Raw genomic sequence first — 21,109 nt, 5'->3', positions numbered from 1 at the left:
GATAATAATTAAAAAGCCTATGTTAACCATTACTGCACTGCTAGAAAATAAATCGATTAATCCATCACTTAGCCATTATCCTGGGCTATCACTTTTACTTGAAGATAGTAAAAGTCAGACTAAAATAATTTTTGATACAGGAAAAGATCTTACTTTTATATCAAATAGCCAAAAAATGGGCATTGATTTAAAAGAGGTTGATACCATTGTGGTCTCTCACGGGCATTACGACCATTTTGGTGGTTTAACTCAAATCCCAGCGAATTTCTTTACCACAAAACCACGAATTATTGCGCACCCATACCTTTTTTCTGTCCGCTATTCAGCGCTATTTTTAGGCAATAAAAATATTAAATTTAAACGATTAGCTCCGCTTTTTGATAGGCAAAAATTAGAATCACAATTTACTTTTGAACTCACTGATACACCGTTATCAATAAACCAACATTTTATTTATTCAGGGCAAGTCACTCATCGACAAGTCAATAAACGCTATGGTGTTATTGTTCATGATTCAGGTGAAATGGATGACTATGTATTAGATGATAGCTTTCTTATTTGGCAAGGAAGTAAAGGGCTGGTAATTATTACAGGGTGTAGTCATTCAGGAATTGAGTCTATTATTCAGCATGCTAAAAAAATAACGGGTAATAACCAGATCCAAGCGATAGTCGGTGGATTACATTTACGCTGTGCTACCCCTGCAGCATTACAACGAGCCAAAAAAGCAATAGAAGGGCATGTTGAGGTTTATGGTTGTCACTGTACCGGGTTATTAGGCAGAAAATATTTAAATGCGAAAGATTTTAATGCAGGTCAAACATTATCTTTTGAGTAGTATAAAGGTTCTCTGTTGTTAACGCATAAAATGGCAACAACTTAAACTTAAATAAGCCATTGCCAAATAAGAGAATATAGATAGGTCTACCGGCGGATCACAAGTACCGATCGTGGTGTGTTATTGACGATATAATCAGCAGTCGAGCCTAGTAAAATATTACGTTTATTGCGAGAGCTTGAACCAATCACTATCGCATCAGCATTAACTTTATCTGCCAATTCGAGAATATTGTAATTAGGCGTGCCAATAACGGCATGACACAGATATTGATTTTCAGGTAAATCAAACTGCTGTTTTATACACAGTTTAAGTTTCTCAGTTAATAAAATTAGTGCTTGATTCTTTTTTGCTATTACAGATGGGCTATCACAATTAAGGCCATAAGCTTCAAGTGAACGTAAATTTGGCATCACAGTAATAAAGTGGAAATAATTCTCTGGTTTTCTAGCTAAAAACTGAACATCAGTGATCATTCGTTGGATTATGCTATCTTCTAATAAGTCAATTGCTACAAGTATCGTCTTAGCCATAGTTTGCCTTTGTAATAATTAAACTCTTTCTAACAGTATAAGTAAATTAGCTTACAATTTGAAATTTAAAAGTAAATATTGCGATTATTGCACCATTATTCTTGATTTTTAGGCTCTAAAAGATAAAAAAATGGTGTGATGAAATATTAAATCCTTTAAAATTTTATTAAGTCTACTTATTGGCATTTTGCCGTTATTCTATTTTTCAGGGAACGACACCATTAGGTTACAAATAACATGAAAAAATCGAGCGAAGAGTTACTTAAATGCATTGCCACGTTATTACAGTGGGTACTCAATATTGGGTTACTAATTTTAGCGGTTGTACTGGTTAGTTTTCTTATCAAAGAGACTTATGTGATTGCATCACTGTTGTTTAATTTAGGTGCACAAGAGTCGTCTTATCAGTTGTTAGAGGGGATCCTTATCTATTTCCTCTATTTCGAGTTTATTGCTCTTATTGTTAAATATTTTCTATCTGGTGGACATTTCCCACTAAGATATTTTATTTATATCGGTATTACGGCAATAGTGCGTCTTATTATTGTTGAGCATAAAAACTCGATGGATACGTTAATTCAATCTGGTGCTATTTTACTGTTAGTTATCGCGCTGTTTATTGCGAATACTGAAAAATTAAAACGAGCTTAATCAATCAAGTCGCATCAGACTAAAAATAACAGCAGTCGTTATCCGCACAATGAGGGAGATATGTTATTATCTCCCTTAAATTTATTCTGAGTTACGCAAAATTATTATGTCTTATCAATGTCCATTATGTAATCAATCACTCTCATTAAATGCACACAGTTGGGTATGTGAAAATAACCATCACTTTGATTGTGCTAAAGAGGGATATGTTAATTTATTGCCTGTACAATTTAAGCGTTCAAAAGAGCCCGGTGATAGCAATGAAATGATCAGTGCACGCCGAGAATTTTTAGATGCTGGTTTTTATCAACCAATGCGCGATAAAGTTGCTGATTTAATGGGAACATTATTGTCTGAAAATAATTGTGCGGTTCTGGATATTGGTTGTGGCGAAGGTTATTATACCGACCATTTTTATCAAGAATTAAAGTCAAAAAATCCACAGATTTATGGTTTAGATGTGTCTAAAGTTGCAATCAAATATGCAGCAAAACGTTATTCATCTATTCAATTTTGTGTTGCATCAAGTCAGCGATTACCATTTTGTGATGCTTCTTTAAATGCCGTTGTGCGAATTTATGCGCCTTGTAATGGTACTGAATTAACCAGAGTTATCGCAAAAGATGGCTATATTATTACTGTAACGCCAGCACCTAGACATCTCTATCAGCTTAAAGCATTGATTTATCCACAAGTTCATCTTCATCCATTAAAAGAAGAAGAGTTTAATGATTTTATAAAAATCGCTGAGCATCAAGTTGCTTATAAAATGAATTTAAGTGGTAAACAAGCGTTTGATTTGTTGCAGATGACACCCTTTGCTTGGCGTTCAAGTGAAGAGGCAAAACAGTCATTGCTTGCGAGTAAAACGTTTGAATGTGAGACCGATTTTTTGATCCGTATATACCAGCATATTTAAAGAATTTTATGATATATAAAGAAAAAATAGATTAAAAATAGCGCGAGATAAACATAAAAAGCTTAGGGAAATTACACCTAAGCTTTTTATTTTTGTAATTAGTTGGCGTACATAAACAATTCAAGATGTTCAAAAACAATATTAAAACCGATAGCAATTAATACAATACCACCGACAACTTCTGCTTTTTTACCCAGAACTGGGCCTACGTAACGACCAATCAGCATACCGAGTGTCGCCATGATCATTGTCATCATACCAATGGTCATTGCCGTATGAACGATATTTACTTGAAGAAATGCAAGACCAACACCAATAGCCATTGCGTCAAGGCTGGTAGCAATGCCTGTTGCAATCAGTGATAGGGAGCCATGGCGCTGTGGGGCATCTTCTTCACAAGGGCACTCATCACCACGTTTCAGGCTTTGATAGATCATTCGGCTACCAAGCACAAATAATAAACCAAAGGCAACCCAGTGATCCCACTGTATAATATATTGGCTGGTATAAAGACCTAATGCCCAACCTATAACTGGGGTGCTGGCTTCGATAATGCCAAATATAAATCCAGTACGGAGTGCTTCACGAAAACGGGGTTTATGCAGTGTGGCACCTTTACAGATTGCGACAGCAAATGCATCCATAGAAAGGGCAAGGGCAAGAATGATAGTGGCGTAGAAACTCATAAATATAGCCTCGGTTGGGTGATTCCATATACACAAAATTGCCCCCCAACCAAAGAAGTACAATTATGTGTCTATGGTCTTGCCAACCGTTAAACGGCATCTGCACCACGCTAGATGAAAATAAGCGAGTATGTTGATACAGACTTTTCAAAAATAAAGTTCTTATTCTTGAAACAGGCTACTCCCCAATGACTTGGTGCAGAAGATAACATATTATTCTTTAAAGGCAACATATTATTTAATATATTTCAAAGATGATATTGATAATAATTATCATTATTAAAAGCGTGAAGCTAATATATATTTATAAATATCATACAATGTTAAAAAAATGATAAATTTCAATATGATGAAATATTAACCATGTAATAAACAATGGGTTCTAATTATTTAAATTATAAATTTTTTGACTTATTTAAATATAAATACACGTAGTAAATATAAGCTTTAAAGTACGTTGGTTTTTAAACGAAAGTTAAATAAGCGCACAATTAATAGGTGTTTAATAAAGTTTAAAATAATTATTTTTTATAAAGATATAAATTGATTAACTTTATTTTTTATATTTAAGATTATTTTTATGTTATTTTTCTATCACTTAACATCGTAAAAAATAAATAAGAAATATAAAAAAGCCATTCAATTTGAATGGCTTTTGGTGTTAAAAAAGAGGTAATTAGTCACATTGAACTTTAATTGCTAATCCACCACGAGATGTCTCACGGTATTTTGCATTCATGTCTTTACCTGTTTCATACATAGTTTCGATAACTTTATCGAGAGAAACACGAGGCTCACTGGTACGGCGTATTGCCATACGTGCTGCGTTAACTGCTTTTACAGACGCTATCGCATTACGTTCGATACAAGGTACTTGTACTTGACCTGCAACTGGGTCACAAGTTAAACCAAGGTTGTGTTCCATGCCTATTTCAGCAGCAATACAAACTTGCTCAGGACTTCCACCTAATAGTTCAGCAAGACCAGCAGCAGCCATTGAACAAGCAACGCCTACTTCACCTTGGCAGCCAACTTCAGCGCCTGAAATAGAGGCATTCATTTTATAGAGAATACCAACAGCACCAGAGGCTAAAAAGTAACGTAGGTAAGTTTCAGGCGTAACGGGTTCGATACAGCGATCATAGTAAGCTAATACCGCTGGAACAATACCACATGCACCATTAGTTGGCGCCGTAACAACACGTCCACCAGCAGCGTTTTCTTCATTAACAGCAAGGGCAAACATGTTGATAAGATCAACAACTTTCATTGGATCGTTTGAAAGACTGTTGCTTGATGTTAACAGACGATTTAATGCCGCTGCACGACGAGGAACACGCAAGGGTCCTGGTAATATACCTTCAGTATTTAGACCGTGTTCGATACACTCCTGCATCGTTTTATAAACATCAGCAAAATAAGCGCTAATTTCAGCTTGAGTATGAAGGTCTAACTCATTTTTCATCATCAAGCTGGAAATGGATAAACCGGTTTCTTTGCAGTGTTTTAATAACGCTTCAGCACTTGCATAAGGATAAGAGACTGGCTGACTATCAACGGTAGATTTACCGAAGTTTTCTTCGTCAACAATAAAACCACCACCAATTGAGTAGTAAGTTTTTCTGTAGATCTCTTTATCACCAGCAAAAGCATGAATGGTCATGCCGTTTTCATGTAATGAAAGATTATCATTGCTAAAGTGCATGCTTTCTTTTGGAAAATCGACGACTTGTAACCCATTTGCTAATGATAAGCGACCCGTTTCTTCTACTTCACGAATAAAACCGGGAATACCGTCAATATCAACTGTTGCAGGTGCGTTGCCAGCTAGTCCCATAATAATAGCGATATCAGTATGGTGGCCTTTGCCTGTCAATGATAATGAGCCGTAAACATCAACAGCTACACGAGTGACAGACGCAATCAGTTCCTGGCTGACTAAATCATCGACAAATTCTTTACCCGCTTTCATTGGTCCTACGGTATGAGAGCTAGATGGTCCAATGCCCACTTTAAACATGTCGAAAACGCTAATCACGTCAGACTCCTTAATAATAAGAGAGAGGGTTAAAAAAAGGAAAAATATAGTTATTTATAGTAAGGGGATCGTTTTTACGGTTATATCGTCCCGTTAATGATGTAGTTTACAACATTTTTTTAAAATAGCTAAGTACAGTTATGATTGCGACGAGAAAACCCACAAACTGAATAACAAAGAGACAAATTAAGTAATCTGAAGCGCCAGTTTATGTAAAATTGCAGCGGTTAATCCCCAAACGAGATGCCCGTCATATGGATAAAAATAGATACGCTGTTTTTTACCAGAATGGCGAAAATCTAGCGCTTGATACTGTTGAGCATTAAGCACATAACTTAATGGTATTTCAAAAATAGAGGCGACTTCGTCAGGGTTATGGCGTAAAGGAAGTCCCGCAGGAATAACACCAATAATAGGTGTAACCAGATAACCACTAGCGCTTTGCAAAGGTGCTAGTTGCCCAATAACAGAAACAGCACTAGGGGGAATGGCAACTTCTTCGTGCGCTTCTCTTAACGCGGTTTGAATAAGGTTAGTGTCTTCAGGATCGCGTTTACCACCAGGTAAGGCAACTTGTCCTGCATGAGAGCGCAATGTAGATGCACGTTCTGTTAATAACAGAGTTGGGACAGGTTTATTAATAATCGGCAGCAAGACAGCTGCCGTTTTTTGAGAATGAGAAGGCTGATTTACCGGATCAGGTAATGTGAGTTGAAATCGATTGATAAAATTATCAATGGGTGTCATCGAGGTTTGGCTCACTTAAGGTGGTTAATATCTTTCCAAGCTTATCAAAGGTTTCTTGGTACTCTTTTTCAGCAACGCTGTCAGCAACAATACCACCACCCGCCCAGCAGTAGATTCTGTTTTTCTCGGTCAATAAGGTTCTAATACTGATATTTGTATCCATTGTGCCACAAAAACTAATGTAACCAATTGCACCGCAATAGCCATGGCGACGATGAGGTTCTAACTCCTCAATAATTTCCATTGCTCTAATTTTTGGTGCACCCGTAATTGATCCACCCGGAAAAGCAGCACGTAATAAATCAGTTGCTGTTAAATGTTCAGGCAGTTCAGCGGTAATGGTGCTGACTAAATGATGAACAGCAGGAAAACGTTCAACAACAAAAAGTTCAGGAACGTTAACCGAACCTGTACAGGCGACTTTGCCAATATCATTACGCATTAAATCGACAATCATTAAGTTTTCAGCACGATCTTTGCGCGAATTTGCGAGTAATTGTGCTTGTTCGTCATCTTCGTCAGGCGATGCTTTACGGGGTAATGTCCCTTTTATTGGTCGAGTTTCTATTTTGTTATTAACTAGATGAATAAAACGTTCAGGTGAAACACTAATAACAAAATTATTAGGCAAGCACATAAAAGATGAAAAGGGTGCTTTATTAGCGTTATTTAAGGTCAAGAATGCATTCCATTCATCACCTGTATAACTAGCAGAGAAGCGTTGTGCAAGATTAACTTGGTAACAATCACCTGATAATAAATATTGATGAATTTTAGCTATTTTTTCATTGTATTCATCACTACTAATATTAGATTGCCAATCACTCGTTAATTCAAAGGTTTTATTACCGCTTGTATTGGTTTGATTTTCTAGCCACTGTAGACGAGCATCAATATCATGATAGCTAATTAAAGTTGCTTTATGTAGTTTATGGTCGACAATAAGTGCCCAATCGTAGATCCCTACCGCCATATCTGCGAAATTCAATTCATTTTTCGCAATATCTGGTATTGTCTCAAGGCGACGACCTAAATCGTAACTCCAAATACCAAGTGCTCCGCCTAAAAAAGGTAGTGCATCATCTTGAGTGGGGTGAAAATCAAAACGCGCCAGAGCGGTTTGAATCAGTGTGAAAGGATCTTTTTTAGAACGTTTAACCGCCGCATTTTTTTCTTTAATGGTGGTTGTCTGTTTACGTGTTTCTAAAGTAATAACAGGGTCGGATACCACAATATCAAAACGGTTATGAGGATGTTCGGCAAAGCCTGAATGAAGTAAACTAGACCAAGGTAATGAGGCTATTGGTGTAAATACCTGTAGTGCTAAATCTGGAGTATAGGTTAATTCACGTTGTTGTAATTGCATATCCATTTTATGACCATTTAAATAAAGTATTTTGTATGTACTAAGCTGTAATTATTCACAAATGATAACATTTATGTAAATACAAAATAGAAATCAAAATCGATAAAGATAAGAGTAACATTATGTTTCTAGGAATGCCTACATTAACACATGAAGAACAGCAAAAAGCAGTAGAAAAAATTCAAACCCTGATGGCTGATGGCATGAGCAGTGGTGAAGCTATCCAATTAGTCGCCCAAGAGTTACGTGAAAAGCATACTACTCGTGAATCTGTTTCTATCATGTTTGATGACGATGACGAATAAAACATTTTTTTAACAAATATCACAATTACCCCGTTTTCCTTATGCTATGCTTAATAAAAAACAGATCCTGCTTTAAGGGATATTTTCGGGAGGTTGTATGAAATTAAGCAAGCTAGTTGGTCAAACAGGGATGCTGAGTGCAGTGCTTTTACTTGCGGTTTCTTTTGGAGCATCTGCAGAAAGTGTCAAAAAAGAAACGACAGAAAATGATATTGTTCGTTCAGCACCATTCGCTAGTTGTATAAATCTAGATAAAGATCAGTTGGCGACAAGAGTTAAAAATGATTATCTACAAAATCGTTTACCTCGTTGGCAGGATGACAAAAAAGAACTAGGTCCAAAACCTGTTGTTACCATTAATGCAAATGATGTTATCAAGATGGATAATAACTACCACATTACATTAAATGTGCGTGGTGCACGTACAGACCTTCGTTACAATGTAGAAGTAAATTGTGATGAGAAAAAAATTACTTATGTCTCTTCTAAATAGTAAATAGTAAAGAGAAAAGTAAATAAGAGAATTAAAAGATTTAAACCACACCCCAATGTTGAAATTCAGCTTTGGGGTGTTTTTTTATTATTTCTTTGATTGTGGTTCAAAAGGTAAGCGCGAGTAGTGCTGACTTCTTGCACGATAAAATACCAGCCTTTCTTGAAAAAATTCCCTTAAATATTGAGGTTGTTCTCTCGCGACTGCCTCAGCAACGACTGGCATATTGTAGCGTTCTTTAAATGCTACCCCAGATGCAGCCAAGCTGACATTAATTTTATCTTTTTTTTCTTGGGTTAATAGTGAAAGGTTATAAGTCATCATTTTTTCTCCCTAATAGCATCGATTGTAAGGTAAAAGCGCCTCAGAGTTAATACAAGTGGATAAAATAAAAATAAAGGGAGTACTATTTCAAATCCGATGTTCAAAAATCCCCCTAAAAGAGATTAATAATAAACCAACTACGTTATACATTAAATTTTGTACCACTTTGTGGGTATTGTTTTTGGTTTATAAATAATAAGTAATATTTATTTATAATTAACATTAATAAACTAATTAAACTTAGCTAGCACGGATTAAGCATTGGTAAATATGATCCAAATCAACATAAAGTAAATAAAGATTAGTTTAGTGCAATATTAAACGATAGAAACTTATGGATAAAAGGTTGTTTTTGTTTTAATTACGTGTTTTGTTTGATTTATTTGTATTAATTTTAGCTTTTTATAAGGTTAACTATATGAATTTTAATGATAAAAAAAGCCCTGCTGGGGAAGCAGGGCAAAAAATAATACAACACCAGGGAAAGATATATTATAAATAAAATTAACTAAATGGTTAATAAGTAAACTTACGTGATTATTGTTTTTTTTATAAATTAAAAAAATGAAATGATTATTTGTGCAGTGGGGTAAGAATAGAGCAAGATAAATTAAATGAAGGGTGATTAAATTATAGTCAAACTTTTCCGCTCTTTACTCTTGAGTATTAATATCAATTATACCTTCTTTTAATATTAAGACTCTATTCTTATTCTTTATTTTATTTATAATGTTTTCTTTGTATAATATAATAATATCTTATTAATTTATAAGTATTTTATAGCTACCATCAAAACAATTGTCTTATTGTTAATCAGTATTAATTTTAATATAAATCAAATGTTAATTTCTATTGTTATAGATTTAAATTAGTTTTTTGTTTTAGTTTTTATTTTAAGATGCATTATTAATTTATATATCTATAAAGTTATTAAATAATTAATTAAGTTTGTTTTTTAACCTGTTTAATTATTTTTAAATATGTAGCTTATGTGTCTTATAAAATCTATCTGTAATCTTTTCTGGTTAAATGATTAAATGAACTTATGACTTATCACTATGAAAAATAGGCTATTTTAAATCCATTAAAATAGGCTGACCAATTAACGATGTAATTAAAATGCAATACTAATAAATAAAAAAATAAACAAAAAATATACACGACGTATAATATTGTGTTACATTCAGCTCGTTTTTTAACATGGCAATATTCTGATATTAGACAAAAGTAGGTAGGGATCATTTACTGATTCTATTAAAACGCTGCTACCTAAATATTATTTTTATAACGATGTAAGGATTGGTTATATACGTTATTATATAGGAGAACTAATTTGACTAACCTAATAAACTTTGCAAACCATATTTTATGGGGATATGTCCTTATTTACTTGCTCCTTGGGGTTGGAATCTATTTCACAGTGCGCACGGGATTTATACAAATTCGCCATTTTGGTCATATGTTTTCCATTTTAAAAAATAGCCATAGATCAGATAAATCAGGGATCTCTTCATTTCAAGCATTATGTACTAGCTTAGCGGCGCGTGTCGGAACCGGAAATCTTACAGGTGTAGCCATCGCATTAACTGCAGGTGGACCTGGCGCTATTTTTTGGATGTGGGTTGTTGCCGTCATTGGCATGGCAACATCATTGATTGAGAGCACGTTAGCTCAGCTTTATAAAACTAAAGATGATCAGGGCAATTATCGTGGTGGTCCCGCTTATTATATGACTAAGGGACTGAAAATGCGTTGGATGGGCGTGATGTTTGCTATCTTCCTCATTATTGCTTTTGGTTTAGTGTTTAATGCTGTTCAAGCTAACTCTATTGCTCAAGCCACTGCCTCTGCATTTAATTTTGACCCTCTTTATGTGGGAATTATTTTAGTTATTTCTAGTGGGATCATTATTTTTGGTGGACTCCGTTGGATTGCTCGAGTTGCTGAATTAGTCGTGCCTATTATGGCTACTGCTTATTTATTATTAGCATTTTGGGTTGTTGCTAACCATATTGAACGACTACCTGAAGTGTTTTTATTAATATTCAATAGTGCATTTGGTTTACAAGAAGCAGCAGCCGGTGCTATCGGTTATGGTATTAGCCAAGCAATGACGCAAGGTATTCAACGCGGACTCTTTTCTAATGAAGCGGGAATGGGCTCGGCACCAAATGCAGCTGCATCAGCAACACCTTATCCTCCACATCCAGCATCTCAAGGCTATATTCAAATGCTCGGTGTATTTATGGATACCTTGGTTATTTGTAGCGCTACAGCGGTAATTATTTTGTCATCAGGGGTATTAGATAGTTATCCTGAAGGTATTAACGGTATTCAACTCACGCAATTGGCGCTATCGTCAACGGTCGGTGGATGGGGAAGTACCTTTATTGCCATTGCTATCTTCTTTTTCGCCTTTACATCTATTATTGCTAATTATGCTTATGCTGAAAGTAATATGATTTTCCTTGGTCGTAATCATACTACTGGGCTCTTTTTGTTACGTTCAGCAGTATTGGCGATGGTGATGTTTGGTGCATTAGCCGATATGCCTTTAGTGTGGAAAATGGCAGACTTTTCCATGGGATTAATGGCTATAACTAATTTAGTTGCTATTATCTTACTTTCAGGTGTTGCTTTGAAACTTATCAAAGACTACAACCAACAACGCAAAGCAGGGCTACTTCCTACATTTGATATTAGCCAATATCCTGAGCTAAAAGATGATATTGAAGATGGCATATGGGAAGACAATATTATTCCTGAGGAGCGGTTGATCCACTGTGAAAAAGTGGGTCAGTCTTAAGAAATAACAAAAAATCGCTAAATCTCGAAACCCATATTTTTTAATATGGGTTTTTTCATTACAATTTACCTTTGGGCTTATTAATTTTTAGGATGAAAAATGAGGTTAAATAGGTATTACATCGGGTTACTTATAGCGATAAGCCTACTGACAAGTTGCGTGCAACCATCAAAGTATATTGATAGAGGCAGTTATATTGCACAAGTCGTTCCAAATAAGCAGCAATCCAGTGACTGTGTAAAATATTTGGTGATGCACTATACCGCGTTGGACGATGATAAATCGTTTAAGGTATTAACCGCAGGGCGAGTAAGTAGTCATTATCTTATACCGACTCATCCAATGAAGAGAGAGGGGAAACCCGTTATTTATTCACTGGTGGATGAACAGCAAATTGCGTGGCATGCCGGTGTAAGTCAATGGGGCGATGCAACAAGCCTTAATCATTGTTCGATAGGCATTGAAATTGTTAATTTAGGCTATCGTGATAACGGTAAATTTAGATTTTGGTATCCTTATACTGCGGATCAAATAGTGACTATTAGCGCGGTGATGAAAGATATTATTCAGCGTTATGATATAGAGCCTCAAAATGTTTTAGGACACAGTGATATTGCACCTCAGCGCAAAGTTGATCCTGGTCCTCTCTTTCCATGGGAAAGACTTGCAAAGCAAGGTATTGGCGCTTCGCCTGATGAGCAATCAGTACAATTTTATTTAGCGGGTAGAGATCCGTTTGAACCGGTTGATATTGCTAATTTTCAAAAATTGCTTTCGAAATATGGTTATCAAACACCCAATAGTGGTGTACTAGATAATCAAACTCAAAGAGTAGTGAAGGCATTTCAGATGCATTTTAGAGTTGCTAAAGCTAATGGTATTCCTGATGCACAATCAGAGGCGATATTAAAAGCATTAATTCAAAAATACAGAACGTAATATTATTTTGCGTTTAATAAAAAAGCCTCTTATACCATTAGTATTTAAGAGGCTTTTATTTTTATAACTCACTATATTTAGTCAGTTTCATTTGCTTTTTTTGTTACCATTGTGACAGGTACTTCTTTTAATTTTAGGCTAATTAATAGTGAAACCACAAAAGCAATAGCACCTGGTAGTAACCAACCTAAGCCATATTCAGAAAGTGGTACATAGCTAAATAACTGTAGTAAATCCGCATTTAGCCATTTCAATTGTTTTAAAGTATCGAATAAACTCATCAATACAATTACGCCAATCGTAAAGCGATAAGTAAAACGAGGCGTTTTGAGTTTGTTACGAATAAATTGAAGTAACACTAAAGTTACAGAAGTTGGATAAATCATCAATAATGCAGGGATTGTGACACGCAATAAGGTATCAAGACCAAATGTTGAAACAACCGTGGTCATCAAGGTAAATACAACTACCCAAAAGCGATAGCCTAAGCGGTGGTGGAATGTTGCAAAGTAATCGGCTGCGGCACTTGTTACACCCACTAACGTTGTCATGCTTGCTAGTAATACGATCCCCCCCATTAACCAAGTACCCACAGAGCCAAACAGTGCATCAACATAGCGTGAGAAAATTTGTCCACCGTTGGTGGCATTTAATGCGGGATCGGCAAAAACAGAAACCGAATGGCTAGTGGCACCTAAATAGAATAAACACAGATAAAGTGCGGCAAGAAGTAAAACGGAAATCATGCCTGCTTTAATGGTGATTAGACCTATTTGTTTTGGATTATTAATGCCTTTGGTATATAACGCACGGGCTACAATTCCCCCAAATGCCATTGCTGAAAGCACATCCATTGTTTGGTAGCCATCAATAATGCCAGAGAAAAAGCCATTAACAGCATATAAGCCTGAAGGTTCTTCGATAGGAGAAAGCGGTTTAGCAACAACAGCAATACCGACAACAACCAGTAAAACCAGCAATGCTGGTGTCATAAACTTACCAATTGCGCTAATCATCGTGCCTTGCTTGAGCATAAAAAACATACTTAATATATTAAAAACAAGGGCAAAAATAAGATGAGTTACCGTGTTTTTCTCAATAAGACCTAAAGGTAAAAAACCCATTTCATAGGCGGTATTCGTTACACGAGGCATCGCAAAGGTGGAGCCAACAATAAGGTAAAGAGCAATCCAGAATAAGACCGCGAACCATGAAGGTAAATCGACTGATAAACGTTCACCTCGGCCACGAATAGCAACAATAACTAAGGTAAGAAATGGAAGTAACACACCAGTGACAAGAAATCCTAATGATGTACTGAACCATTGATTTCCTGATTGAAAACCAGCCATTGGTGGGAAAATAATATTGCCAGCACCAAGAAAGAGGGCGAAAACCATCATTCCAAGGATCAGCATATCTTTTGTAGAAAGCATAACTAATACTACCTGTCTGTGAAGAAATATATTAATGATTTATATTTGTTATTCTACATTTAGCCTATTCAATAGGTGATTATGTTGTAAAAATACTATTTGAATAACGAAAAGAGAATTGATAGTAACAAATTCTGAGCAAGATGTAAGAATAAAGGGGCGTTAAATGCTAAATTGAAAGGGAATACAGAGTAATAAATTGCTGGTGATTAGGTATAAAAGCAGTGTGATCCTCTGCTAAGGATCACAAAAGCTTTATAATTTTTTAGACATTAGGGATAAAACACAAAAATTATCGTGTTTAAATAAATTTATTAATTGCGACAGCAACGCCATTTTCTTCGTTAGATAATGTAACAAATTTAGCAATATTCTTAATGGAATCGGGCGCATTTCCCATTGCAACCCCTAGTGCTGCATATTTAAGCATCGCGAGATCGTTTTCTTGATCACCAATACACATGATTTTTTCAGGTGTGATTTTTAAATGTTCTGCGATTTTTTGTACAGCACTGCCCTTATTAACATTAGTATTTAAAATTTCAATAAAATAGGGTGCACTACGAAGTATGCTGTATTGTTGGTAGATATTTGTTGGAAGATACTGAATTGCGCTATCTAATACGGTAGGAGCGTCAGCAATCATAAATTTACTGAATCGCATATCACTTTGCATTTCATTTACTGGGCGATAGTAGAGTGGCGTCCAAGATAAAAAAGCTTCTTGGCAAGTGAAATGGCTGATATGAAGGTTAGATGTGTAAATTTTATTGTCATTTAGTACATGAAAATGAACGCCAATTTCTCGTGATAAGTTCTCAAAATAGAGATAATCCTCAAAATTAAGTAAATCTTCAATAATGACTTCACCGCTATCTGCTTGATGAATTTGGCTACCATTATTGCTGATGCAATAACAATCTGCTTTATCAAGATTAAGTGCTTTTAAATAAGGAGAGATACCATTAAAAGAGCGACCAGAGGCAAGAACAATATGCACGCCAGCCTCTTTTGCTCGTAAAACAGCATCTTTTACTGCGGGTGTAATTTCATGTTGTTTGTTGAGCAAGGTGCCATCTAAATCAATAGCAATAAGCTTAATACTCATTAGTATCCCCCGTAAAAAATAAAAGCAGTCAAAATGATAAGTCAGAAGTGAAACGCTTTATCATCACATAGGTGACACTCTATTTGTGTGACATAAAAGGCGTTATAGGATATGTCACACAGATAGAGGGTTTATTCACAGCACGGTGACTGTAAATGTAGTGGTTGTTTGGTTTCTAATTCAATGTCTTGGTTTTGTCTAAAATCAAAAGGCGTGATGCCATATTCTTTACGAAACATATAAGTAAAGTGCGATTGTGAACCAAAACCAAAATCGAGTGCGATATCAAAAATAGAACGCTCACTCGTACGTAACAGATAAATAGCCCCTGCAAGCCTACGTTGGCGAATATATTTTCCTAACGAGGTCCCGGTGACTTCTTTAAATATTTTCTGCATATGCCAAAGAGAATAGCCAGAATATGCCGCGAGTTCTTCCAGATGAATAACGCGACCTAAATGTTCCTCAATCCATTTACTTAACGCGCAAACCAATGCGAGATGATTATCTTGTGGCATTACAGTTCCATTCTATCGATGAAGTTAAGGTAAAAAGCAAAATTAACTCCCTAATATTATACAAAAAGAGGCAAACAGAGAAATCCATATTAATGGATAATCATCCATGATCGTTGGCAAAATGTGTAGTTGAAAAGTGATATGCACATTAAACAGACAGATCAAATTAAAAATAATACAAACTATCTTGGTTTTGTCGAGGAAGCATTTAACTTTCTTAATGAAAACTATGCTAAATTTACAGCCAGAGATAAGTTATTGCAGATTTTATAACAACAATTCTGTTCCCCGTTATCGAATTAAAGCGAATGCTTATTACTGTTACTAATAATGCTAACAAAGTGTATTTAAAGGATTTTAAATTGAACGCAAAAAGAATAATTATTAGCATAATTATTGTATTAGCCATTAGCTTAGGTCTATATCTTATAGCTTTAGATAATTTTTGCGATCAAGGCGAAGACTTTCAACAAGGTATTTGCCGATTTACAACGTTATTTCCCTCCAAACATGATTAAAAAATCGCCTTTTCTAATTAATTTCCTATTAACATGAAATGTATTTGTTATTCAAGTCAGAATAGTGTTTTAATGGTGGTTTAAAATAACTGAAATTGTAAACATAGGTTTACACTTTGAACCGATAGATCAATAGAAGAGGATGTATGGCGAGAGAGTCGCAACAAACAGAACTAAAGCGCGGTTTAAAAAATCGACATATCCAGCTTATCGCGCTGGGTGGAGCTGTCGGCGCAGGTCTGTTTCTTGGAATAGCGCAAACTATTAATATGACAGGACCATCAGTAATATTAGGCTATGCCATTGGTGGTTTTATTGCGTTTATGATCATGCGCCAATTGGGCGAAATGGTTGCCGAAGAACCTGTTGCGGGTTCATTTAGTCACTTTGCGAATAAATATTGGAGCCCATTTGCTGGTTTTTTATCTGGCTGGAACTATTGGGTCATGTTTATTCTTGTCGGCATGGCTGAGCTAACGGCTGCAGGTAAATATATTCATTATTGGTTACCTGATATACCGGTGTGGGTTTCTGTTGCTGTCTTTTTTGTCGCTATTAACCTCATTAATTTGATTAACGTAAAAATGTATGGTGAAACAGAGTTCTGGTTTGCCATTATTAAAGTACTCGCCATTGTTGGTATGATCTTATTTGGTAGCTATTTGCTGGCAAGTGGTAATGGTGGACCTCAAGCTTCAGTAACTAACTTATGGGCGCTGGGTTTCTTTCCCCATGGGTTTACTGGATTTATGTCGGCACTGGCAATAGTGATGTTCTCTTTTGGTGGGCTTGAGTTGGTGGGGATCACCGCCGCAGAAGCTGAAAACCCAAAAGTCAGTATTCCTAAAGCGACAAACCAAGTGGTGTACCGTATTTTAATTTTCTATATCGGTTCATTATTAGTTTTACTGTCTCTCTATCCTTGGACACAAGTTGTGAAAGGGGAAAGCCCATTTGTATTGATATTCCACCATTTGGATAACTTCTTAATTGCGAATATTTTAAATGCCGTGGTATTAACCGCAGCGTTATCTGTCTATAACAGCGGTGTGTATTCAAACAGTCGTATGCTGTACGGTTTGGCTAAGCAAGGTAATGCGCCTCGTTCATTGTCGCATATCAATAAACGCGGTGTACCCGTAATATCATTAGCATTATCTGCAGTAGCAACATCTTTAGGTATTTTGGTTAACTACGTATTGCCAGATCAAGCATTAGAGCTATTAATGGCGTTAGTGGTGACCACATTAGTCCTTAACTGGATAATGATTTGCTTAGCAAACTTAAAATTCCGTGCTGCAAAAATCAAAGAGGGCGTAGAACCATCATTTAAAGCATTATGGTATCCCTATGGTAACTACATTTGCCTTGCCTTCTTATGTATGATTTTGGTGATTATTTTGTTAATGCCGAAAATTAATATCTCAGTGATTTTAATGCCATTTTGGATTGGCTTTTTATGGTTAGGCTTTAAATTATCTAGAGCGAAAAAAGCACCTATCGCGAATGAAGAAATAGAGTAATTAACCACCAAGACTAATTACCAAATTAAAAAAATTAAAACAAAAAACGCATCTAAATTAGATGCGTTTTTTTAATAATCAAATAATCTAAATTACTGCCAGCGCAACCAAGCAAATAGCACATTGCCATTATTGTAAGTACCAGGTACATAAGTCGCTTGAAGTGAAAGATGCCCATACTCAACAGAAACCATCGGTAGAGGTAGCGGCATTGGAATATAGTTATATTCATGGCGTGCTGTAATGCTTAGAGTAAAACCAGCTCCCATACGGAATCCGTCAAGATCACCGGGAACCCACATTTTCTGAAAGCCATAACCCATTATAGGTTGTACACGGTTATTTGAATCCATAAATGCCATTGCGTAAAGCGCATGCCAGTCGTTATCGCTATCATAGCGATATTTCCCCATACCAAAACCCCAAGGTGTTTCGTTATAACGATCTGTTTTTTCTTTATCGTAAGTAAAGCGGTTGTGCCAAGTCCAGACAGGTAAATAGTAGTTATAATCATCACTATCCCATGTTTGAGAGACATTACGTTTAAATTTTCCCCAATAACTCTCTTCACTATTCTGTTGTAAAGATTGATCTGTTAATTGGGCATTTTTTGTCGTAATTATCTGAGTGTTAACTGGGGTATTTTCAGTAGCAAAAGCACTAGTTGTTAACGTGAGTGAAAACAACATGGTTGCTAATACTCTATGGCTAAAATGGGGTGATGACATAATATAACTCCGAATACTACACAGCTGTGATTCTGGTAATGGCAAATAGATTTCAATAATAGTGTTATTTAATTAGCAGTAATTTAAGATAAGAGGTATCTGAAATTATACTTATTGAATAAAATTCTAAGGTATTTTAATAGGTTAAAGAGAGAATAAATTTATTCATTACACGACATCTGTTAATTTTTTTAAGATTAAATGCTGAGGTGATATTATCACTAGCTTATTGTTTTTTATGAACAAATCGTGTTGATGTTTTTTTAAAATCAAAAGCCAAATATAAGCGATTAATCATAATAAATTTGATTTTTGGAAAGATATCAGAACATATGCTGAGTGAAATATCTATTTTGATCCCTTTTTATAGAAATATCAGTCTATTTGGCATAAATAATAATTCTTATTTATGAAGTAGACCAATATTTGCGTTGGGATGATAAATTAATCGATAAAAAGGGTTAATTTAAATCAGATAAAATAAGAGGTTTGTTTATGGAACGTTTAAGTTTTAGATGATGTTATTGGGGGAGTTATAGGGATGGTAGAGAACAATATAGGATAAGTAGAGTGAATTACTATTGCGATAAAAGTAATTCACCTCTAGATGTGGCTCCCCATTACTGTGAGAGCTTTTCTTTGCTTATAACCACCAGTCTATGGGTATGTACATCGCGATCTTTTCCCCAGCAGAAATTTTCCCAGCGTTCATAAAGTTCATCGGTATTTTTTATAGGAGTAAGAGGGTGATCTTCTTCGGTACCATCAGAAATATAGATATTAAGGTCTGCTTTAAATGCCCAATCAATCATTGTCTCCCAAAAACGCTTACCAGCATTGGTTTGCTCTTCATCGGATACAACAATATTATATGTTTCAAGTAAATAGTTAAAAAATGACCTTGGAAAATATCGTACAGCGGAGTCATGTTCCTCAGAAACAGTGCGCCATACTTTAATTTGAGTGCATGTTGTTTTATTAAAAATAATATCTTTACGAAAAATAAGCTCAACAAGATAAACGGTTTCAGGATTTTCATTTTGAGTAATTAAACGATATTGGTTTTTCTTTAACGCTTTAATAAAACGATAACCTTGAGGGAGCGAATAATTTGGTAATACAAAGTCTTCTATTCCCTTTTCGAGAAACTCTTTTGTATGATCAACATTTTTAGAGTGAATTTTCAATTTCATATTAAAATCTGCATCAGGTACAAGATAAGGCATTGTTTTTTGCGATGGTTCTTTTTTCATTTTTCCCCTCCGCGTGGTTCGGTTGTCCATAAATGCATTATAAATACCTCATTTGGCAGATTATATATCGATTGTCGTTAAAACGAGCAAAATAATTTATTTTATATCGCCAGTTAGCTTGTTGTTAGAATATATTCTTGTTAAAGATAACTAAAGCAATATAAGTTACCCACTCTGTATCTATTATATACAACCTTAGCATGCTAAGTCATAAATAAAAGAGAAAGAGGCTGTAGCTAGTATCTTTACTTTTACCATGCGATACTCTTTATCGCCTGAATTTACAGGCTTTGGCTCGGGGCGCCTTATGGCTGAGATGAACCCGTATAACCTGATCTGGATAATGCCAGCGTAGGGAAGTCAAGGTAACTCTGCGATGTACTGATTAACAGAGTCCGACTTTTCTGTAACTGGTAAAAGAAGGAGTTAATCAGTGAGATTTAATGCACTAACTATTGCAGGAACAGATCCTAGTGGTGGCGCAGGTATTCAAGCAGATCTAAAAACCTTTTCTGCCCTTGGTGTATACGGCACAACAGTAATGACGGCACTGGTTGCTCAAAATACCTGTGGTGTACGTAGCGTGTATGATTTATCCCCTGACTTTGTCGCGGCTCAATTAGATGCTGTACTTTCTGATGTGAGAATTGATAGCGCCAAAATTGGTATGCTCTCTAATGCGGATATTATTGATATTGTTTGTCAGAAATTGCATCAATATCCCATTCCTTTTGTGGTTCTTGATACCGTCATGATTGCAAAAAGTGGTGATCCACTTTTACAACCCAATGCGGTCGAAAAGATGGTTAATAAACTTTTGCCTTTCGTTGATTTAATTACGCCAAATCTACCTGAAGCGGCAGCGTTGTTAGGTTGTGATATTGCACATAATGAACCAACAATGAAACAGCAAGGCTATGCATTATTAGCCCAAGGCTGTAAAGCGGTGCTAATGAAAGGGGGGCATTTAACCGAAAATGAAAGCCCTGATTGGTTATTTACCCCTGAAGGTGAATGGCGTTTCACTTCAACGCGAGTTAACACAAAAAATACCCATGGTACAGGGTGTACACTTTCTGCGGCATTAGCTGCTATTCGTCCTCAAGTGGGTGATTGGCACAGTTGTGTTGAGCAAGCAAAAGCTTATTTACAACAAGCCTTAGAACATGCCGATAGCTTAGAAGTGGGGCACGGGTTTGGTCCTGTGCATCATTTTCACCGCTGGTGGTAACAATCAAATGCTAAATAGAGTCTTAAGATAACAAGGCTCTATTTTGTTTCTGCTATTTGATAATAGTGTCTTCCGATAATCATTATTACCACTAATATAAAGGCATGTCTTATTGGTAAACTAGGGTAATATATCAGCAATATTTTGCT

General features: G+C 35.7%; 21 protein-coding genes and 2 riboswitches. Of the genes, 10 read left to right on the top strand and 11 right to left on the bottom strand.

Annotated features, from left to right (window positions below):
* The first annotated feature begins 19 nt into the window (after positions 1-19).
* On the top strand, positions 20-838 hold the full coding sequence (locus ABN099_RS02290) for an MBL fold metallo-hydrolase (protein ID WP_349462090.1): 819 nt from the start codon (positions 20-22) through the stop codon (positions 836-838).
* An 86-nt stretch (positions 839-924) separates the two neighbouring features.
* Here ABN099_RS02290 and ABN099_RS02285 read toward each other — a convergent pair whose 3' ends face one another.
* Positions 925-1,371 carry a universal stress protein gene (locus ABN099_RS02285; protein ID WP_349462089.1) on the bottom strand — a complete coding sequence of 149 codons (447 nt, stop codon included), beginning with the start codon at positions 1,369-1,371 and terminating at the stop codon, positions 925-927.
* A gap of 237 nt (positions 1,372-1,608) precedes the next feature.
* Here ABN099_RS02285 and psiE point away from each other — a divergent pair, with 237 nt between their 5' ends.
* Together psiE and rlmA are read left to right on the top strand one after the other, a co-directional pair.
* Entirely contained in the window at positions 1,609-2,022 is a 414-nt protein-coding gene (psiE, locus tag ABN099_RS02280) for a phosphate-starvation-inducible protein PsiE (protein WP_349462088.1), read from the top strand.
* A 106-nt stretch (positions 2,023-2,128) separates the two neighbouring features.
* Entirely contained in the window at positions 2,129-2,941 is an 813-nt protein-coding gene (gene rlmA / locus ABN099_RS02275; protein WP_349462087.1) for a 23S rRNA (guanine(745)-N(1))-methyltransferase, read from the top strand.
* Between the two features lie 98 nt (positions 2,942-3,039).
* On the opposite strand, the gene mntP is transcribed toward rlmA, so the two are convergent.
* The 4 genes from mntP to pabB form a co-directional block, all read right to left on the bottom strand.
* Positions 3,040-3,627 carry a manganese efflux pump MntP gene (gene mntP / locus ABN099_RS02270; protein WP_349462086.1) on the bottom strand — a complete coding sequence of 196 codons (588 nt, stop codon included), beginning with the start codon at positions 3,625-3,627 and terminating at the stop codon, positions 3,040-3,042.
* Positions 3,628-3,633: 6 nt separating this feature from the next.
* Positions 3,634-3,826, bottom strand: a riboswitch (yybP-ykoY riboswitch).
* Positions 3,827-4,303: 477 nt separating this feature from the next.
* Positions 4,304-5,665, bottom strand: coding sequence for an L-serine ammonia-lyase (locus tag ABN099_RS02265; RefSeq protein ID WP_349462085.1), 1,362 nt, complete (start codon positions 5,663-5,665; stop codon positions 4,304-4,306).
* Between the two features lie 186 nt (positions 5,666-5,851).
* Positions 5,852-6,412, bottom strand: coding sequence for a CoA pyrophosphatase (locus ABN099_RS02260; protein ID WP_349462084.1), 561 nt, complete (start codon positions 6,410-6,412; stop codon positions 5,852-5,854).
* Positions 6,399-7,784: an aminodeoxychorismate synthase component 1 gene (gene pabB, locus ABN099_RS02255; RefSeq protein ID WP_349462083.1), complete on the bottom strand. Its 1,386-nt coding sequence runs from the start codon at positions 7,782-7,784 to the stop codon at positions 6,399-6,401. The genes ABN099_RS02260 and pabB overlap by 14 nt, the downstream gene beginning before the upstream one ends.
* A 116-nt stretch (positions 7,785-7,900) precedes the next feature.
* Between pabB and ABN099_RS02250 the strand changes: the two genes are divergently transcribed.
* The gene (locus ABN099_RS02250; protein ID WP_349462082.1) at positions 7,901-8,083 is read left to right on the top strand and encodes a YoaH family protein; all 183 of its coding nucleotides are present in this window, start codon (positions 7,901-7,903) and stop codon (positions 8,081-8,083) included.
* A 97-nt stretch (positions 8,084-8,180) separates the two neighbouring features.
* The gene (yebF, locus tag ABN099_RS02245; RefSeq protein ID WP_349462081.1) at positions 8,181-8,576 is read left to right on the top strand and encodes a protein YebF; all 396 of its coding nucleotides are present in this window, start codon (positions 8,181-8,183) and stop codon (positions 8,574-8,576) included.
* An 87-nt stretch (positions 8,577-8,663) separates the two neighbouring features.
* On the opposite strand, the gene ABN099_RS02240 is transcribed toward yebF, so the two are convergent.
* Positions 8,664-8,897 (bottom strand): DNA polymerase III subunit theta, encoded by a 234-nt coding sequence (locus ABN099_RS02240; protein ID WP_349462238.1) that lies wholly within the window; start codon positions 8,895-8,897, stop codon positions 8,664-8,666.
* Between the two features lie 1,336 nt (positions 8,898-10,233).
* Between ABN099_RS02240 and ABN099_RS02235 the strand changes: the two genes are divergently transcribed.
* Together ABN099_RS02235 and ABN099_RS02230 are read left to right on the top strand one after the other, a co-directional pair.
* Positions 10,234-11,706 carry an alanine/glycine:cation symporter family protein gene (locus tag ABN099_RS02235; protein WP_349462080.1) on the top strand — a complete coding sequence of 491 codons (1,473 nt, stop codon included), beginning with the start codon at positions 10,234-10,236 and terminating at the stop codon, positions 11,704-11,706.
* Positions 11,707-11,805: 99 nt separating this feature from the next.
* Complete coding sequence (locus ABN099_RS02230) at positions 11,806-12,645, top strand: N-acetylmuramoyl-L-alanine amidase (RefSeq protein ID WP_349462079.1); 840 nt, start codon at positions 11,806-11,808, stop codon at positions 12,643-12,645.
* A gap of 77 nt (positions 12,646-12,722) precedes the next feature.
* Here ABN099_RS02230 and brnQ read toward each other — a convergent pair whose 3' ends face one another.
* The 3 genes from brnQ to ABN099_RS02215 form a co-directional block, all read right to left on the bottom strand.
* Positions 12,723-14,081 carry a branched-chain amino acid transport system II carrier protein gene (gene brnQ / locus ABN099_RS02225; protein ID WP_349462078.1) on the bottom strand — a complete coding sequence of 453 codons (1,359 nt, stop codon included), beginning with the start codon at positions 14,079-14,081 and terminating at the stop codon, positions 12,723-12,725.
* A 301-nt stretch (positions 14,082-14,382) separates the two neighbouring features.
* Positions 14,383-15,189 (bottom strand): sugar-phosphatase, encoded by an 807-nt coding sequence (yidA, locus tag ABN099_RS02220; RefSeq protein WP_349462077.1) that lies wholly within the window; start codon positions 15,187-15,189, stop codon positions 14,383-14,385.
* Between the two features lie 131 nt (positions 15,190-15,320).
* A complete protein-coding gene (locus ABN099_RS02215) occupies positions 15,321-15,707 on the bottom strand; it encodes a helix-turn-helix domain-containing protein (RefSeq protein WP_349462076.1) in 387 nt (128 codons plus the stop codon).
* A gap of 308 nt (positions 15,708-16,015) precedes the next feature.
* Here ABN099_RS02215 and mgrB point away from each other — a divergent pair, with 308 nt between their 5' ends.
* The gene (mgrB, locus tag ABN099_RS02210) at positions 16,016-16,225 is read left to right on the top strand and encodes a PhoP/PhoQ regulator MgrB (RefSeq protein ID WP_349462075.1); all 210 of its coding nucleotides are present in this window, start codon (positions 16,016-16,018) and stop codon (positions 16,223-16,225) included.
* A 146-nt stretch (positions 16,226-16,371) separates the two neighbouring features.
* Entirely contained in the window at positions 16,372-17,748 is a 1,377-nt protein-coding gene (locus ABN099_RS02205; protein ID WP_349462074.1) for an amino acid permease, read from the top strand.
* Between the two features lie 92 nt (positions 17,749-17,840).
* On the opposite strand, the gene pagP is transcribed toward ABN099_RS02205, so the two are convergent.
* On the bottom strand, positions 17,841-18,476 hold the full coding sequence (gene pagP, locus ABN099_RS02200; protein WP_349462073.1) for a lipid IV(A) palmitoyltransferase PagP: 636 nt from the start codon (positions 18,474-18,476) through the stop codon (positions 17,841-17,843).
* Between the two features lie 620 nt (positions 18,477-19,096).
* Positions 19,097-19,729 (bottom strand): hypothetical protein, encoded by a 633-nt coding sequence (locus ABN099_RS02195; protein WP_349462072.1) that lies wholly within the window; start codon positions 19,727-19,729, stop codon positions 19,097-19,099.
* Positions 19,730-20,015: 286 nt separating this feature from the next.
* A riboswitch (TPP riboswitch) is annotated at positions 20,016-20,104 on the top strand.
* Between the two features lie 58 nt (positions 20,105-20,162).
* Between ABN099_RS02195 and thiD the strand changes: the two genes are divergently transcribed.
* Positions 20,163-20,960 carry a bifunctional hydroxymethylpyrimidine kinase/phosphomethylpyrimidine kinase gene (thiD, locus tag ABN099_RS02190; RefSeq protein WP_349462071.1) on the top strand — a complete coding sequence of 266 codons (798 nt, stop codon included), beginning with the start codon at positions 20,163-20,165 and terminating at the stop codon, positions 20,958-20,960.
* The last annotated feature ends 149 nt before the right edge of the window (positions 20,961-21,109 follow it).

Source organism: Proteus hauseri, from assembly GCF_040139125.1.
Lineage (GTDB): Bacteria > Pseudomonadota > Gammaproteobacteria > Enterobacterales > Enterobacteriaceae > Proteus > Proteus hauseri_B.
Note: the sequence above shows the minus strand (reverse complement) of the source record. Positions and strands in the feature narration are given on the sequence as shown.

Bases quoted from the DNA above. Each gene is read 5' to 3' on its own strand.
- ABN099_RS02290 (WP_349462090.1), top strand. From the start codon at position 20: ATGTTAACCATTACTGCACTGCTAGAAAATAAATCGATTAATCCATCA.
- ABN099_RS02285 (WP_349462089.1), bottom strand. From the start codon at position 1,371: ATGGCTAAGACGATACTTGTAGCAATTGACTTATTAGAAGATAGCATA.
- psiE (WP_349462088.1), top strand. From the start codon at position 1,609: ATGAAAAAATCGAGCGAAGAGTTACTTAAATGCATTGCCACGTTATTA.
- rlmA (WP_349462087.1), top strand. From the start codon at position 2,129: ATGTCTTATCAATGTCCATTATGTAATCAATCACTCTCATTAAATGCA.
- mntP (WP_349462086.1), bottom strand. From the start codon at position 3,627: ATGAGTTTCTACGCCACTATCATTCTTGCCCTTGCCCTTTCTATGGAT.
- ABN099_RS02260 (WP_349462084.1), bottom strand. From the start codon at position 6,412: ATGACACCCATTGATAATTTTATCAATCGATTTCAACTCACATTACCT.
- pabB (WP_349462083.1), bottom strand. From the start codon at position 7,784: ATGGATATGCAATTACAACAACGTGAATTAACCTATACTCCAGATTTA.
- ABN099_RS02250 (WP_349462082.1), top strand. From the start codon at position 7,901: ATGTTTCTAGGAATGCCTACATTAACACATGAAGAACAGCAAAAAGCA.
- yebF (WP_349462081.1), top strand. From the start codon at position 8,181: ATGAAATTAAGCAAGCTAGTTGGTCAAACAGGGATGCTGAGTGCAGTG.
- ABN099_RS02240 (WP_349462238.1), bottom strand. From the start codon at position 8,897: ATGACTTATAACCTTTCACTATTAACCCAAGAAAAAAAAGATAAAATT.
- ABN099_RS02230 (WP_349462079.1), top strand. From the start codon at position 11,806: ATGAGGTTAAATAGGTATTACATCGGGTTACTTATAGCGATAAGCCTA.
- brnQ (WP_349462078.1), bottom strand. From the start codon at position 14,081: ATGCTTTCTACAAAAGATATGCTGATCCTTGGAATGATGGTTTTCGCC.
- yidA (WP_349462077.1), bottom strand. From the start codon at position 15,189: ATGAGTATTAAGCTTATTGCTATTGATTTAGATGGCACCTTGCTCAAC.
- ABN099_RS02215 (WP_349462076.1), bottom strand. From the start codon at position 15,707: ATGCCACAAGATAATCATCTCGCATTGGTTTGCGCGTTAAGTAAATGG.
- mgrB (WP_349462075.1), top strand. From the start codon at position 16,016: ATGCTTATTACTGTTACTAATAATGCTAACAAAGTGTATTTAAAGGAT.
- ABN099_RS02205 (WP_349462074.1), top strand. From the start codon at position 16,372: ATGGCGAGAGAGTCGCAACAAACAGAACTAAAGCGCGGTTTAAAAAAT.
- pagP (WP_349462073.1), bottom strand. From the start codon at position 18,476: ATGTCATCACCCCATTTTAGCCATAGAGTATTAGCAACCATGTTGTTT.
- ABN099_RS02195 (WP_349462072.1), bottom strand. From the start codon at position 19,729: ATGAAAAAAGAACCATCGCAAAAAACAATGCCTTATCTTGTACCTGAT.